This is a genomic window from Brevibacillus porteri, assembly GCF_003013475.1.
GTDB classification, from domain to species: Bacteria; Bacillota; Bacilli; order Brevibacillales; family Brevibacillaceae; genus Brevibacillus; species Brevibacillus porteri.
This window is the reverse complement of sequence record NZ_PXZO01000045.1, coordinates 1-13,387: the sequence shown is the minus strand read 5'-3', so window position 1 is coordinate 13,387 and position 13,387 is coordinate 1. Positions and strand designations below refer to the sequence as shown.

The 13,387-nt window shown below is 47.6% G+C and carries 14 protein-coding genes; 6 read left to right on the top strand and 8 right to left on the bottom strand.

The features are described 5' to 3' along the window. Window positions 1-93: 93 nt before the first annotated feature. Both C7R92_RS22180 and C7R92_RS22175 read right to left on the bottom strand, forming a co-directional pair. Complete coding sequence (locus C7R92_RS22180; protein WP_106835669.1) at window positions 94-369, bottom strand: hypothetical protein; 276 nt, start codon at window positions 367-369, stop codon at window positions 94-96. A 10-nt stretch (window positions 370-379) separates the two neighbouring features. After that, a complete protein-coding gene (locus C7R92_RS22175) occupies window positions 380-706 on the bottom strand; it encodes a YlaH-like family protein (RefSeq protein WP_017249598.1) in 327 nt (108 codons plus the stop codon). 230 nt (window positions 707-936) lie between these two features. Between C7R92_RS22175 and C7R92_RS22170 the strand changes: the two genes are divergently transcribed. Next, entirely contained in the window at window positions 937-1,410 is a 474-nt protein-coding gene (locus C7R92_RS22170; RefSeq protein WP_106835668.1) for a glutathione peroxidase, read from the top strand. A gap of 66 nt (window positions 1,411-1,476) precedes the next feature. Here the strand turns inward: C7R92_RS22170 and typA are convergent, their stop codons facing one another. Beyond that, the gene (typA, locus tag C7R92_RS22165) at window positions 1,477-3,318 is read right to left on the bottom strand and encodes a translational GTPase TypA (RefSeq protein ID WP_106835667.1); all 1,842 of its coding nucleotides are present in this window, start codon (window positions 3,316-3,318) and stop codon (window positions 1,477-1,479) included. Window positions 3,319-3,457: 139 nt separating this feature from the next. On the opposite strand from typA, the gene C7R92_RS22160 reads away from it, so the two are divergent. After that, complete coding sequence (locus C7R92_RS22160; RefSeq protein WP_106835666.1) at window positions 3,458-4,069, top strand: YhcN/YlaJ family sporulation lipoprotein; 612 nt, start codon at window positions 3,458-3,460, stop codon at window positions 4,067-4,069. 79 nt (window positions 4,070-4,148) lie between these two features. Here C7R92_RS22160 and speD read toward each other — a convergent pair whose 3' ends face one another. Beyond that, window positions 4,149-4,550, bottom strand: a complete 402-nt coding sequence (gene speD, locus C7R92_RS22155; protein WP_007723244.1) for an adenosylmethionine decarboxylase — start codon at window positions 4,548-4,550, stop codon at window positions 4,149-4,151. A gap of 332 nt (window positions 4,551-4,882) precedes the next feature. Here speD and C7R92_RS22150 point away from each other — a divergent pair, with 332 nt between their 5' ends. Further along, a complete protein-coding gene (locus C7R92_RS22150; RefSeq protein ID WP_106835665.1) occupies window positions 4,883-5,377 on the top strand; it encodes a GNAT family N-acetyltransferase in 495 nt (164 codons plus the stop codon). A gap of 111 nt (window positions 5,378-5,488) precedes the next feature. On the opposite strand, the gene C7R92_RS22145 is transcribed toward C7R92_RS22150, so the two are convergent. The 3 genes from C7R92_RS22145 to C7R92_RS22130 all read right to left on the bottom strand — a co-directional run bounded on the left by C7R92_RS22145 (window position 5,489) and on the right by C7R92_RS22130 (window position 7,765). Further along, the gene (locus C7R92_RS22145) at window positions 5,489-6,085 is read right to left on the bottom strand and encodes a hypothetical protein (protein WP_007723238.1); all 597 of its coding nucleotides are present in this window, start codon (window positions 6,083-6,085) and stop codon (window positions 5,489-5,491) included. A gap of 346 nt (window positions 6,086-6,431) precedes the next feature. Further along, window positions 6,432-6,938, bottom strand: coding sequence for a DUF4446 family protein (locus C7R92_RS22135; protein ID WP_069849680.1), 507 nt, complete (start codon window positions 6,936-6,938; stop codon window positions 6,432-6,434). Between the two features lie 227 nt (window positions 6,939-7,165). After that, on the bottom strand, window positions 7,166-7,765 hold the full coding sequence (locus C7R92_RS22130) for a hypothetical protein (protein WP_017249605.1): 600 nt from the start codon (window positions 7,763-7,765) through the stop codon (window positions 7,166-7,168). Window positions 7,766-7,996: 231 nt separating this feature from the next. Between C7R92_RS22130 and C7R92_RS22125 the strand changes: the two genes are divergently transcribed. Next, window positions 7,997-8,632, top strand: coding sequence for a YktB family protein (locus C7R92_RS22125; protein WP_106835664.1), 636 nt, complete (start codon window positions 7,997-7,999; stop codon window positions 8,630-8,632). An 84-nt stretch (window positions 8,633-8,716) separates the two neighbouring features. On the opposite strand, the gene C7R92_RS22120 is transcribed toward C7R92_RS22125, so the two are convergent. Then, complete coding sequence (locus C7R92_RS22120) at window positions 8,717-9,676, bottom strand: NAD(P)H-dependent flavin oxidoreductase (RefSeq protein ID WP_069849686.1); 960 nt, start codon at window positions 9,674-9,676, stop codon at window positions 8,717-8,719. 166 nt (window positions 9,677-9,842) lie between these two features. Between C7R92_RS22120 and C7R92_RS22115 the strand changes: the two genes are divergently transcribed. Continuing rightward, a complete protein-coding gene (locus tag C7R92_RS22115; RefSeq protein WP_069849688.1) occupies window positions 9,843-11,315 on the top strand; it encodes an aminotransferase class I/II-fold pyridoxal phosphate-dependent enzyme in 1,473 nt (490 codons plus the stop codon). Window positions 11,316-11,434: 119 nt separating this feature from the next. After that, window positions 11,435-13,378, top strand: coding sequence for a beta/alpha barrel domain-containing protein (locus C7R92_RS22110; protein ID WP_106835663.1), 1,944 nt, complete (start codon window positions 11,435-11,437; stop codon window positions 13,376-13,378). Window positions 13,379-13,387 lie beyond the last annotated feature (9 nt).

Below are 13,387 nucleotides of genomic sequence, written 5' to 3'. Positions count from 1 at the left end.
CCGCGTCTTATTACCTACAAAAAGCGCTCGATACAAAAAAACTCCACCCAACTTCCGAATCATTTCGGCAAGTGGAGGGGAGTCTTTGTCCCTTTAGTTGCAGTTGTACTTGGGTTCGCCTTCAATCGCGGCCAATAAAGCTTCGACCGATTCAGCAGGGTATCGCACTTCCAAGGCTTGAGATTCAGCGTTTCCAAAGAGCACGTACCAGCTGCCTTCCTGACGATAGCCGATATCGCTCATTTGATGATCCTCTTGCAGCAATTGCAAGAAAAAAGCAGCTGTATCCAAAGCAGAATGGTCTTCTGGTCGCGCTTCGGCAACCACTTGAATTTGGAGCCAGTTAAAAAGTGCATCTTCACGCTTCACGCGGTTCTCCTCACTTTCGCCCAGTTTGCTCCGGCTTGATCCGTACCTTAACAATCACGAGAATCGCAATCGCTACGAACATTGCACTTTTCACAGGAAGCTGCACATCCAAAATAGCGAAAATGAGAGCTCCAGCAAACAAAAGGATGTACAAGAGCACGTTTTTCAAAATAGGCATACGGATACGGGTAGCAAAGCCAAGATAATAGACGATAATTAATTCCACAAACAAAATCCAAGCCCGATATTTATCAGCCCATATGCGAAAGCTGTCATATGCGGTGAGCTGATCTGGATTCGTTGGCACATAGGTTGATGCGATTTGTATCCAGTCCATCACTTATCTCTCCTGTCTTCAAGCGGTGAAACTCCTACCGCTTCACATGCCACCTCATAGGCGGAATGAAACGAATAGTCACTCCTTTTTCTTAGGAAAACGCTATCTTTCTTACTTTATCAGGTGGTGGATTCTGTGTCAAAAAACGGTAGGCTCTTCCATGTTGCTGGCATGAATTTCGTCGTACATGCTATGATGAAGATATGTCAGTAGAAAAAGGTGGGAATAAGATGAGCTTGTATGATATTGCCGTCAAAACCATTTCCGGTGAAGAAAAGACGTTAGCCGCCTTCAAAGGGCATGTCCTGCTAATCGTGAACGTCGCCAGCCAATGCGGCCTTACTCCTCAATACAAAGGGCTACAGGAGCTGTATGAGCGTTATCAGGATAAAGGTCTCGTTGTTCTCGGCTTCCCTTGCAACCAGTTCGCTGGACAAGAGCCAGGAACAGAAGAAGAAATCGCAACGTTCTGCGATCGAAATTACAGCGTGACATTCCCGCTGTTTGCAAAGATCGATGTCAATGGTCCTAATACTCACCCGTTGTATCAATACTTGAAAGAGCATGCCCCGGGCGAAGAAAATCAAGATATCGAATGGAACTTCGCCAAATTCCTCGTGGATAAAGACGGTCAGGTTGTAAAACGCATCAGTGCTCGTACTCAACCTGAAGAGCTCATCTCTGCTATTGAAAGTCTGTTGTAAGGAAAGCCCAAACAAAAACGCCACTTCATCCCCAAACAGGAAAAGTGGCGTTCTTTTCTTTCAAGCTTATGCTTGCGGTTGTGCTTCCCAGCGTCTTTGTTTCTCATAGCGCTCACGATCTGATTTGTTCAGATATTTTTTGCGCAGACGAACGGATTGAGGTGTTACTTCACACAGCTCATCGTCGTTCAGATATTCCAGTGCCTCTTCCAAAGACAACATGCGAGGAGCCTTCATTTTGACAGTCTCATCCTTGGTAGCAGAACGTACGTTGGTCGCATGCTTTTCTTTACATACGTTAACCACAAGATCGTTGTCACGGTTGTGCTCGCCCACGATCATGCCTTCGTATACTTCTGTACCTGGGTGAATGAACATCGTTCCGCGATCTTCTACGGACATCAAGCCATACGTGGTAGCTGTTCCTGTCTCATGGGAAATAAGTACCCCTGCGTGACGTCCTCCTACCGCTCCTGGTACAAGTGGACGATAGCTGTCGAAGGAGTGGTTGAGAATACCGTAACCGCGTGTAATCGTCAAGAACTCTGTACGATATCCGATCAATCCGCGGGATGGAATAATGAACTCAAGACGAACTTGTCCGAAGCCATTGTTGATCATGTTAACCATCTCGGCTTTACGTTGACCCAATGTCTCCATAACCGCCCCTGTGTATTCCTCAGGCACATCAATGATCAACAGCTCAGCCGGTTCCATTTTTTGACCATCGATCATACGAATGATAACCTCTGGCTTGGACACACCCAGCTCAAAGCCTTCACGACGCATGTTCTCTACCAAGATGGACAAGTGCAATTCACCGCGTCCAGAAACCACATACGCATCTGGCGAATCTGTTTCATCTACACGCAGAGATACATCTGTCTCCAGCTCAGCCATCAGACGATCGCGCAGCTTGCGGGAAGTTACGTGCTTACCTTCGCGACCAGCAAACGGGCTGTTGTTCACGAGGAATGTCATTTGCAGGGTAGGCTCGTCAATTTTCAAGAGTGGCAATGCCTCAGGATGATCAACGTGGCAAACCGTTTCCCCTACGTTAATATCATCAATACCAGAAATCGCTACGATATCTCCCGCTCTTGCTGTTTTTTGCTCAACACGTTGCAGACCGGAGAAACCGAACAGCTTTTGAATCCGCGCTTTTTTCACTTCGCCTTCGCGCGTAGTGACGGATACCATTTCATTCAAATTCATAGTACCGCGATAGATGCGGCCAATCCCGATACGACCCAAAAAGTCGTTGTAATCCAGCATGGTTACTTGCATTTGGAGCGGAGCAGATTCGTCTGCGTCAGGAGCAGGCATATGCTCTACGATGGTGTCAAACAGTGGGCGAAGGTCGCCTTCCAGCTTATCTGGCTCAAGTCCTGCAATCCCTTGCAGACCGGAAGCATATACGATTGGGAATTCCAGCTGGTCTTCCGTCGCATCCAGATCAATGAACAGGTCGTACACTTCGTTGATAACTTCTTGAGGACGTGCATTGTCGCGGTCTACTTTGTTCACGACAACGATAGGGGTAACTTTTGCTTCCAGCGCTTTTTTCAATACAAAGCGTGTTTGTGGCATACAGCCTTCGAAGGCGTCGACGATCAACAGAACGCCATCCACCATGCTCATGATACGCTCAACCTCGCCACCGAAGTCAGCATGGCCTGGTGTATCCAAGATGTTAATCGTGAAATCATTGTATTTGACAGAAGTGGTTTTCGCCAGGATCGTAATTCCACGCTCGCGCTCCAGGTCGTTAGAGTCCATCATTCTCTCTTCTACCTGTTGGTTCGAGCGGAATGTGCCCGATTGGATCAAAAGTTTGTCAACCAGCGTGGTTTTTCCGTGGTCAACGTGGGCAATAATTGCAATGTTGCGTATGTCAAGACGCTTCATGTGAACCTCCTCTATTATGCATACCTTCCATATTAACAGGTAGTGAAACGCGGCACAATGGGCAGTTTTTTACGGGAGCCACTTCCAGAGTAAGGGACTTTATTTTCGTCATACTAAGAAAAATGGAGGTGGCATACGTATGAAACGGTACGGCCCGAAATATTTGGTTGGCTTGCTTATGATCGCAACCATGATGACTGGATGCGCAAGCTCGAACAGCCATCAAAAAAATCAAGCGCACACACAAAGTACCACCTATCAGCAAGCCCCAGGTGCACGGACAAGCCTCGCTCATGATTATCATGCCTACACTGGCGGAATCAATGCCCGCAATTATCGAAACGGATATACGGTCAATGGTTTTAATCAGGATTTAGCTGAACAGCTCACCACAGTCGCAGATGATGTGCCTGGTGTGGAACGTGCTACTGTTCTCGTGAGCGGCACAGATGCCGTTATCGGAATTCGTGTTCGGAAAAATTTTGGCCCTGAGCAAACGCGTATAATTGAACAGCAAGTCCACTCAGCTGTTCGTTCACGTGTTCCCAACTTCTTGATCCAAGTAGCCTCCGACGCAGGGACATTTGACCGGATTCGTGCCATCCATGCAGATATTTATGAAGAAGCGACGCATCGGACCAATCAAGTCGATGTGAGACCCGACATGAAAAGCCAGATCTCCAATACATCCACGGAATTTCGTTCTCTGCTCCACGATATTGGCCGCAGAATTCCTACTGTCACTCCATGATGACAATTAGGAATCGAAGCTCCATATAAAAGAGGTGCGGAATCAGCCCGCACCTCTTGAAAACTTTTCCATTTGTTACTTACTTTGCCGCTTCAACCAGCTTCATTTCTGGCTCAACAACTTGCAGTTCACCCAAACCACGAACTAATTTCTTCGCGTAAGTTTTTTCCGGCTTCAGCACGGATACCAAGTAGTCGATGGCGATTTGCGGATCAACGGTTTCCCCACACGTGTAGCAATCCAGAGCAGCAAAGCCGCGCTCAGGATACGTGTGAATGGACAGGTGGCTTTCCGAGAGAAGAACCAGTACGGTAGCACCCTGAGGAGAAAACTGCTTCGCTTGCACACTCAGTACCGTAGCACCGCATGCCTCAGCAGCCTCAATCATTTCCTTTTTCAAAAATTCTGCGTCGTTCAACAAATCAAACTGAACTCCCCATGTGTCAACAGCAACGTGTCTTCCGAAAGTCGAATATTCCATCTTTCGGTTCCCCCTTCCTAACGAGTGTAATGTTAAACATCGCTAGGACCTGCGTCATTCACTAACGGGGGCGGTTTCCGTTGTTATCCACCCTTTAAAGTGAATCCTGGTTCCTAATCCTGTTTCCAACGAAAACAACAATACCATGCATCGGCCTAGTTTGACAATACCCTTTTTCAAGATTAAACAAGAACTATAAAAATAAATTGATCAAACGTTCTACAGAATGAAGGCGCCCCCTTGCTACAAGCCGCTCTCGTTGACATCAAACAGGTAAGATTCTAAACTTTTCGAGAAAGGAAAACGAACAAGAATGGAGAGGATCGGAACACATGATCACTATCCGCAATGCCAAAGCAGAAGATTTGCCAGCACTGATCGCCATCGAGCAGCTTTGCTTTTCACCAGAAGAGGCTGCGACACAGGAAGCATTTGAGAAACGCATTCGATTGATTCCAGACAGTTTTTTTGTAGCGGAAGAGGATGGCGTTATTGCGGGGTTGGTGAATGGACCCGTTATCGAAACCCCCTTCATTACGGATGATTTGTTTCAAACGATTAAAGAAAATCCGGCATCGGGCGGGCATCAAACCATCCTAGGACTAGCGGTTTCTCCCGCTTTTCAAAAACGAGGCATTGCTTCCATGCTCCTCACACACCTGGAAGCATCAGCAAGAGTGGCCGGTCGTGAGACGATCACGCTGACGTGTAAGGAAAATTTGATTGGCTACTATGAAAGTCATGGATACTCCAACAACGGTGTTTCCAGCTCAGATCATGCTGGAGCTATTTGGTACAATATGAGCAAACCATTACAATTGCGCTAAGTGAAGGGCAAAAAAGCAAAAGCGGGCACCTCTGGTCAGGAGGAAACCCGCTTTTTGTTATTCGCTGTGTGATCACATACATAAAAAAGGGTGCCTCAGGCACCCTTTTTTCTAAACTTCTAATTCAAATAGACGTCGCGATAACGTTACTAATCGAACATCAATTGCTGGAAGTTTTTCCGGGGCAGTTCTCTTTGCCCAATTACGCAAATCCAGCCATCGGTCCGTTTCTTGACGTAAGGACTCAATCTCCTGCTCGCTGCCATCCTGCTGGAACAAAGCCTCTAGCTCATTGGCCATGTGCAGAGAGTTATTTTCAAAGATGGACACTTCTTCGTCTCCGGTTAGCTCCTGAATGCTCACAACCGATCCTTGATCGTAGTGATACACCATAGTGAAGCCGTCATAAATCCGGTGGACAATTCCATAGCCTCGGAACGCTTTCATTGCTTTTCTCATGGCATTTGCCAGCTGCCTATCTCGGATCAGATACGAGCTGTCGCATGAGTAGCGGCTGCCAACCCGACAGAAACTCAATTGAATTTCGCCGTTCTTGTCATTCAGGATTACGTCACGATCGCCATTGTCACACACTTTGACTTGGACTGAAATGTGTTCATTGGTGAAAAGCGAAACGAACTGGTTCAGCTCTTCTTCATTCACCGTGAAATAGGCCTTGGCGTAATTAGTTGCTAAACGCTGTGCCATAAATATCTCCTCAATTCTTTTGGTTTGCATGGGCCGAATACGACCGAACAGTTATCCAAATCAGAGGAGATACGCTAAGTGTCAACAAAAGAACGCTGTAGAACCTGGCCTTGCCCCGCGAATCGAAAATCGATTTGGGTAATGAAGGCGGATCACCTACTTTTTGTTTTTCGCAAAAAAGCCATTTTTGACATCTTTATTATACCTCAGGTACCTTCAAAAGTCTTGAGCAAAATGACGATGAATTTTAGCAAAAAACCGGAATATCCGCAATCAGACGCAGGGAAATGAAAAGAACTCCCTGATTCATTCATATGCTTACTGTTTCATTGAAATTCAGAGGGACTTATATCCCTGCAGTTGAGGTCATCGCTTTTTTGATCGCAGCCTGTTCTTCTTCAGACAAATGGTAGCTCGATGTCCCTTGCTCAAGCGGCTTGGCGTACACGCGAGATTCTTCTCGTCCAAAAATGCTGGTGATCACGACACCGTTCCCAGCGTCATCTGTTACCGCCAGCGAAAAGCTAAGATCACTGCCGACATCCCCGAAGGCATTGTAACGGATAATCGCTACTTTGCCACATTGCGCTGCCATTCGCTGTGACAGACGATTGATGGCAAACTGCTGATCGCTATGCTGCTTTTTCATTTCCTCTACCTGATCCAGCAGTCTGTGCAAGCCTTCCTCGAGATTGGCTCCTCCCGTCCCTGTCATGATCCGGTTGATTGATTTCCTCAATCGACTAATCCGGACAGACTGCATAATCACGATCCATAACAGGATCAGTGTCAATGCGATGACGGCTAAAAGCAGGATCGCTACATTGGGGATTTGTGATAGGAATGCTTCCAAAACTTTTCTTCCTTTCCGGCGCGTGCGTAAATATGCTGTCAAAAACCTTCTTTATTGTACAACCGCCAGGCCTCCCATTCAAACAAGTCTTTCATAAAAACAACAATTACTAAATAAGCGACGTTCACACCAAAAAAAGCGACACCCTCATTTGTTTGAGATGTCGCTTTTTCATTCCGTATTAGTTTGTGTCAAACTCATCGTCCTTTGGCTATCCTCCAGTCTGCCTACGCTTCCAAAAGCAACATTTCCCGACGGAGCTGTTTTAAGCGCTCTGTGGACTGTTTCATTTGACTTTGGTCTTTGGCTTGCATTGCGTCATACAACGTTGCCAGTTCATAATCCAACTCCAGACGCAGCACCGGGATGCGTTCTTCCGAGTCACGTCGTTTCATCGCGGCAATTACCTGATCCATCGTTACATTACAAAATTTTTCATAGATCACTTTTTTCTCAGCTCCTTTTAATTCCACTATTCTGATAACTTCTCCGTACTGGATTTGCTTTAGCAAGACGCACTCTTCAAAAGTGACCTTGATCATGGCATGCCCTTTTGCCCGCTCTACGAAGTGGTAAAGTACAAGTGCCACCCGCGAATCATTGACAGGAATGCCGGTAATGTGCAGCTTATAGGACCCGTTTAAACGCTGCATTTTCCAGTCGGATCGGCCATCTGTGGTGTTCACGAGGAGGTGAAACTGCTCGGGAGATTCTTTCCACGTGACGCTCACCCCTGCTTCCACCAGGGCCTGCACCATCGCGTGCAATGTTTTGCGGTCAAACCAAACTGCCAAATGAAAATACTCCAACTCCATGCCGAGATTCATCTTCTACAGGCCCCTCCCGTTGACAGAATACTCAGATATCAAAATAGCCGCAAGGGAGTGAGTGGTATATCATATTATTCAGGCTTTGGTTTTGCTATTCATAAAACTCGGCATGTATTTTTTTCCTGGATGGTATGATATCATATGGAGGATTCCAAGCTCCCTTGACGGGGACGATCGCCCTTTTCTTTCCAGTGGGGTTCGATGATGCTTAAAAGAGGTGTTTGTTACATGCTAACGTTTCCAGGCTTTCGTCAAGAAGATTTTGATGTTTTTGCCATTGATGGACTGGATGCTCGGATGGACGCGATCAAAACCAATATCCGTCCTAAATTCGAAGTACTCAGCCAACATTTTGCGCCTTTTCTCTCTGTAGCAACCGGAGATGAAATGTTTACGCACATAGCAAAGCATGCACGCCGTACGGTGAACCCACCAGCTGATACGTGGGTTGCCTGGGCTAATGATAAACGCGGTTACAAAAAACATCCGCACTTTCAAATCGGCTTGTGGGGAACACATTTGTTTGTTTGGTACGCGGTAATTTACGAGTCTCCTTCCAAAGAGATCATCAGTCATGCGTTTAATAAGCGTCTAGATGAGGTCATCGCGATGGTTCCGGAGCATTTTCACTGGTCTCCAGATCATATGCAACCAGCAAGCACTTCTCAAAAAGAGCTGGGCACTTCTGGCGTGAAAAAGCTGGTGGACAGGCTGGCACAGGTAAAAAAAGCGGAGTTGCTCTGTGGAGTTACCATTGACCGTCATGATCCAATCCTAGCAGACGGAGAAGCATTGGTGAGTCGTCTCGAAGATACATTTGGCGTGTTGAGTAAGCTCTATACCTTAGGAAATTCTCGTGGATAGACCGCCTCCCGCTTTCTTTAGTTAAGTTATATGCAAAAGAACAGGTCCGCTTTCATTTGAAAAACGCAGGCCTGTTCTTTTGTTTTAGGAAAAAGACCGCAGTCGATCCAACGACTTGTTCACATCGCCAAACAAGCGGTCAAACAATTGTTGGACACTTGGTACATCATCAATCAATCCAATAACCTGACCTGCCCAACCAAAGCCACGCTGGCTGTCGCCCTCATAAATAAATGTGCAATTGTTCTCTCCACTGATGAAGCTCTTTAACTGCTCGTAGCCTGCCCCTTCTTTTTCCAATTGGAGAATATGATCAGAGCCGGGTGTACGAACGACCCTGGCAGGTGTCCCCAGTGTGCGCTTGATAACTGCGGTATCATGCTCGGTTCCAGCAACCAACGCCTCTTTGTAGGCAGAATGCGCATGGACACATTCTTGCGTCGCAATAAATCGCGTCCCCATCTCCACACCTTCTGCACCAAGTGAAAGCGCTGCCAAAATCCCCCGACCATCGCCGATACCACCACTAGCCAATACCGGAATTTTCACAGAATCCACCACACGCGGAATTAAAACGAACGTCCCAATATCATCTCGTCCCAGATGCCCCCCACCTTCTTGACCAACAGCCATCACAGCATCCGCGCCAATCGATTCTGCTTTTTGTGCTTGACGGGCAGACGCAACCAAAACAAGCTTTTTGATGGGATGACCATCGAGTCTGCGCAGCAGCGGCTCTGGATTGCCTCCTGTTACCGAAACAGCTGCCACTTTTTCTTCAATCGCCACATCCAGCATTGCTTCATACGGCCGACCGTGTTGACCAATTGCATAATTCACACCAAATGGTTTATCCGTCAATGCACGGACCTTGCGAATCTCCTCCCGCAGTGCTTCCGCCGATGGCAAGGACATAGCCGTAATTTGACCGAGTCCCCCGGCATTTGACACAGCCGCAGCCAAGTCTGCGTAAGCCAAATAAGCCAAGCCACCTTGAACGACCGGATATGTAATTTGAAGTAGCTCCGTTACTCTCGTTTTCATCCAATTATCACCCCGTGTAAATGACCTTCTCGGCTTACAGGCCAAACTCCTGCCACCACTCGTAAACATGAATAAAAATTCGCTTGCTTTCCCCCCCTATTTTGCTATACTCAATTTGTTTGTTTTTCCCCTTATTATTCTTGATTAGTAAAGTGAGGCGATCGTAGTGAGACAAATGAAAACTCCTTTGTTCAGCGGGTTGTTGGAGCACGCCAACCGGAACCCGATTCAATTTCACATTCCGGGCCATAAGAAGGGTATGGGTATGCATCCGGCATTTCGCGAGTTCATCGGGGACAACGCTCTTTCGATAGACCTCATCAACATTGCGCCATTGGATGACTTGCATCACCCAAAGGCAATGATTAAAGAAGCACAAGATTTGGCAGCCGAGGCATTCGGCGCTGACCATACATTTTTTTCCGTGCAAGGTACAAGCGGCGCCATCATGGCGATGATTATGGCGACATGCAGTCCTGGCGACAAAATTATCGTACCGCGCAACGTACACAAATCGATTATGTCGGCGGTTATTTTCGCTGGAGCAATCCCAATCTTTATTCACCCTGCAATGGACGAGCGTCTGGGTATTTCTCACGGGATCACAGTGAAGGCTGTGCAAAAAGCACTGGAAGCCCATCCTGATGCTGCTGCCCTGTTGGTGATTAACCCAACGTACTTCGGTATTGCAGGTGACCTGCGTGAGATCGTGCGGGCTGCGCATAACTATGAAATTCCGGTATTGGTAGACGAGGCTCATGGTGTGCATATTCATTTCCATGAGGAACTGCCGATTTCGGCCATGCAAGCAGGTGCCGACATGGCAGCAACCAGCGTACACAAGTTGGGTGGCTCTTTGACCCAAACATCGATCTTGAATGTACGGGAAGGCCTCGTTGATGTCGATCGGGTGAAAACGGTCATGAGTATGCTCACGACGACTTCGACTTCTTACATCTTCCTCGCGTCGTTAGACATGGCGCGTCAGCATTTAGCCCTCAACGGGAAAATGCTCGCGGACCAAGCGATGGAACTGGCAGCAAAAGCACGCGATATGATTAACGAAATCCCGCGCATCTACTGCGTTGGCAAAGAGATTCTTGGAAAGCCTGCGACTTTTGCGATGGACCCAACCAAGCTCCTCATCCACGTACGCGATCTCGGAATCACTGGATGGGAAGTCGAGAACTGGCTACGTGACAAGTACAACATTGAAGTCGAGATGAGCGATTTGTACAACATCCTCTGCTTCGTTACTGCGGGCGATACGGAAGAATCCATCCGCACGCTGGTAAATGGATTGCGTGATCTGTCCGTTGAATTTTCGCACGTACAAGCAGAAGAGAAGCCGACCATCTCACTGCCGAATATCCCTGTGCTGTCCACGACCCCTCGAGAAGCATTCTATGCAGAAACAGAGACGATTCCGTTGGCGGAAGCAGCAGGTCGAGTCATCACTGAGTTCATCATGGTCTATCCTCCAGGTATCCCGATCTTCCTTCCTGGGGAGGTAATCACCGAGGAAAATATCGCGTACATTCAGGAAAACATCCGAGTCGGATTACCCGTACAAGGTCCTGAAGATGAGACATTGAAAACGATCAAAGTCGTAAAAAGACAAACCGCCATTTCTGGCTAAAGCGATCCGAACCAAAAAACGCTGCCTCTTTCACGGAGAGCAGCTTTTTTTATTTTTTATACAAACACTTTAAGATAAGATGGAAATGGGAAAAATCAGGAAAGGTGGGCTATGCTGCCATGCCAGACTGGTCGTATCAAACGATGTTTCGGCCTCTTCTCTTTCTCATGCCACCCGAACGGGCCCGTTCTATTACCTTGAAGTCAATCGGCACTTTGGCAAAAATTCCGGGTGGTCCGTACATCATCGAATGGATGGGACATATGGAGCCTCCCTCACAGCTCTCCAAAACAATTGGTCCAGTCACGTTCCCTACTCCAGTCGGGTTGGGTGCCGGATTGGACACGGAATGCATCGCCATTCAGGCGCTGTCCAAATTCGGCTTCGGGTTTCTAGAGCTGGGACCTGTGTCCAAAGAACCGATTGATTCTGACGGCACCGTTCAACGTGACATTGCCGCGATGAATATCCACTATTCCAGTCCATTGGAAAATAATGGTATACATGCCCTTGAGAGGCGCCTGGAGGTGGCTTCTGGCATCCAAATTCCTATCGGAGTCAGATTGGCCTGCCGACCAGAAGCCGGCCTGAGAGAAGCCACAGAAGAGCTTCAGGAGCTGATCGCCAGATTGGAGCGTTTTTGTTCATTTTTCACAATAGATACGCGGGCGAATACGGGACAACCAGAATGGAGCCATACAGCGTGGAAGGAACATTTCTCCTGTTTGCGTAACAAGACGGATATGCCACTCTTGCTGGCGATCCCACCGAGTCTTACAGAAGCGGAAGCACTCCCGATTCTTACCTCGGCAAAAGAAGCAGGACTCAACGGCTTCGTTGTCGCTGGAGGCACGATTCAGGAAATTTCACCATGCGCGAACAACTCTGTTTACATCACAGGGAGGAGTTCACACGAGCAAGCCGTCAAATTTGTCTCCTGGGCACGGGAACAGTGGTCAGATGCCCTTATCATTGGATCAGGTGGTATTCTGGAGCCACAAAATGCTCTGACTCTTCTGGCAGCGGGTGCCAATTTTGTGCAGTTGCACAGTGGTTTGGTCTATTCTGGACCTGGCTTGCCAAAACGAATTAACGAAGCCATCTTGCAAACACAACCAGACACTAACCCTCCTCAAGAAAAGCGACCTGCTTTTTTATTTCCTTCTTGGATATGGGGACTCTTGTTGGGCGTGGGCATGATTATCGGTGGGGCACTTGCTTGGCTAGTCGCCGCAACAACCGTCGTCCTCCCCTACGACGAACGCTTTCTCGGGATGTCAGCCGACCAGCTTGCACTCTTAAATGCGCAAATCCTCTCTTTTATGTCACACGATCGGATTAGTCTGGCAGGAACGATGATATCCATCGGAATTTTGTATAGTCAACTGGCTTACCATGGCCTACGCAAAGACATTCACTGGACGCGGACCATCTTGCTCGTCTCCGGTGCTGTTGGATTTTCCAGCTTCTTTTTATTTATTGGATACGGGTACTTCGATTACTTGCACGCGATTTTAGCGCTCGTGTTGTTCCCCATGTTTTTGCTCGCATTACGAACACCTGCAAAGGTTCATTTGACTCGCCTACCGCCTCAGCTTCACAATGATCAGGATTGGCGAATGGCTCTATGGGGACAATTGCTCTTTGTCATCATCGGATTTGGTTTGACAGGGGCTGGTATCATCATTTCCATCATCGGCGTCACAGGTGTCTTCGTTCCTTCCGACCTCGTCTTTCTCTGTGTGTCAGCTGATACCATGCAGTCTTACAATGAGCGATTAATTCCGGTGATTGCTCATGACCGTGCTGGCTTTGGCGGAGCCTTAGTTTCGAATGGTCTGGCTGTCTTACTGATTAGCCTTTGGGGTATCAGGCGAGGAGAAGCGTGGATTTGGTGGACATTGTTTTTAGCAGGCATTCCAGGCTTTATTTCTGGCATAGGCATACATTTTACTGTTGGCTATGTCGATTTTATTCATCTCTTGCCTGCTTATGTCGCAGTCATTTTATTTTTCGTAGCACTTGTACTTTTGAAGCCGTATTTATGCCGGACAATCGAGTAGGAGGGAGTG

Coding starts and splice junctions, on each gene's coding strand:
- C7R92_RS22175 (WP_017249598.1), bottom strand. CDS start 706: ATGGACTGGATACAAATCGCATCAACCTATGTGCCAACGAATCCAGAT.
- C7R92_RS22170 (WP_106835668.1), top strand. CDS start 937: ATGAGCTTGTATGATATTGCCGTCAAAACCATTTCCGGTGAAGAAAAG.
- typA (WP_106835667.1), bottom strand. CDS start 3,318: ATGAAGCGTCTTGACATACGCAACATTGCAATTATTGCCCACGTTGAC.
- C7R92_RS22160 (WP_106835666.1), top strand. CDS start 3,458: ATGAAACGGTACGGCCCGAAATATTTGGTTGGCTTGCTTATGATCGCA.
- speD (WP_007723244.1), bottom strand. CDS start 4,550: ATGGAATATTCGACTTTCGGAAGACACGTTGCTGTTGACACATGGGGA.
- C7R92_RS22150 (WP_106835665.1), top strand. CDS start 4,883: ATGATCACTATCCGCAATGCCAAAGCAGAAGATTTGCCAGCACTGATC.
- C7R92_RS22145 (WP_007723238.1), bottom strand. CDS start 6,085: ATGGCACAGCGTTTAGCAACTAATTACGCCAAGGCCTATTTCACGGTG.
- C7R92_RS22130 (WP_017249605.1), bottom strand. CDS start 7,765: ATGAATCTCGGCATGGAGTTGGAGTATTTTCATTTGGCAGTTTGGTTT.
- C7R92_RS22125 (WP_106835664.1), top strand. CDS start 7,997: ATGCTAACGTTTCCAGGCTTTCGTCAAGAAGATTTTGATGTTTTTGCC.
- C7R92_RS22120 (WP_069849686.1), bottom strand. CDS start 9,676: ATGAAAACGAGAGTAACGGAGCTACTTCAAATTACATATCCGGTCGTT.
- C7R92_RS22110 (WP_106835663.1), top strand. CDS start 11,435: ATGCCAGACTGGTCGTATCAAACGATGTTTCGGCCTCTTCTCTTTCTC.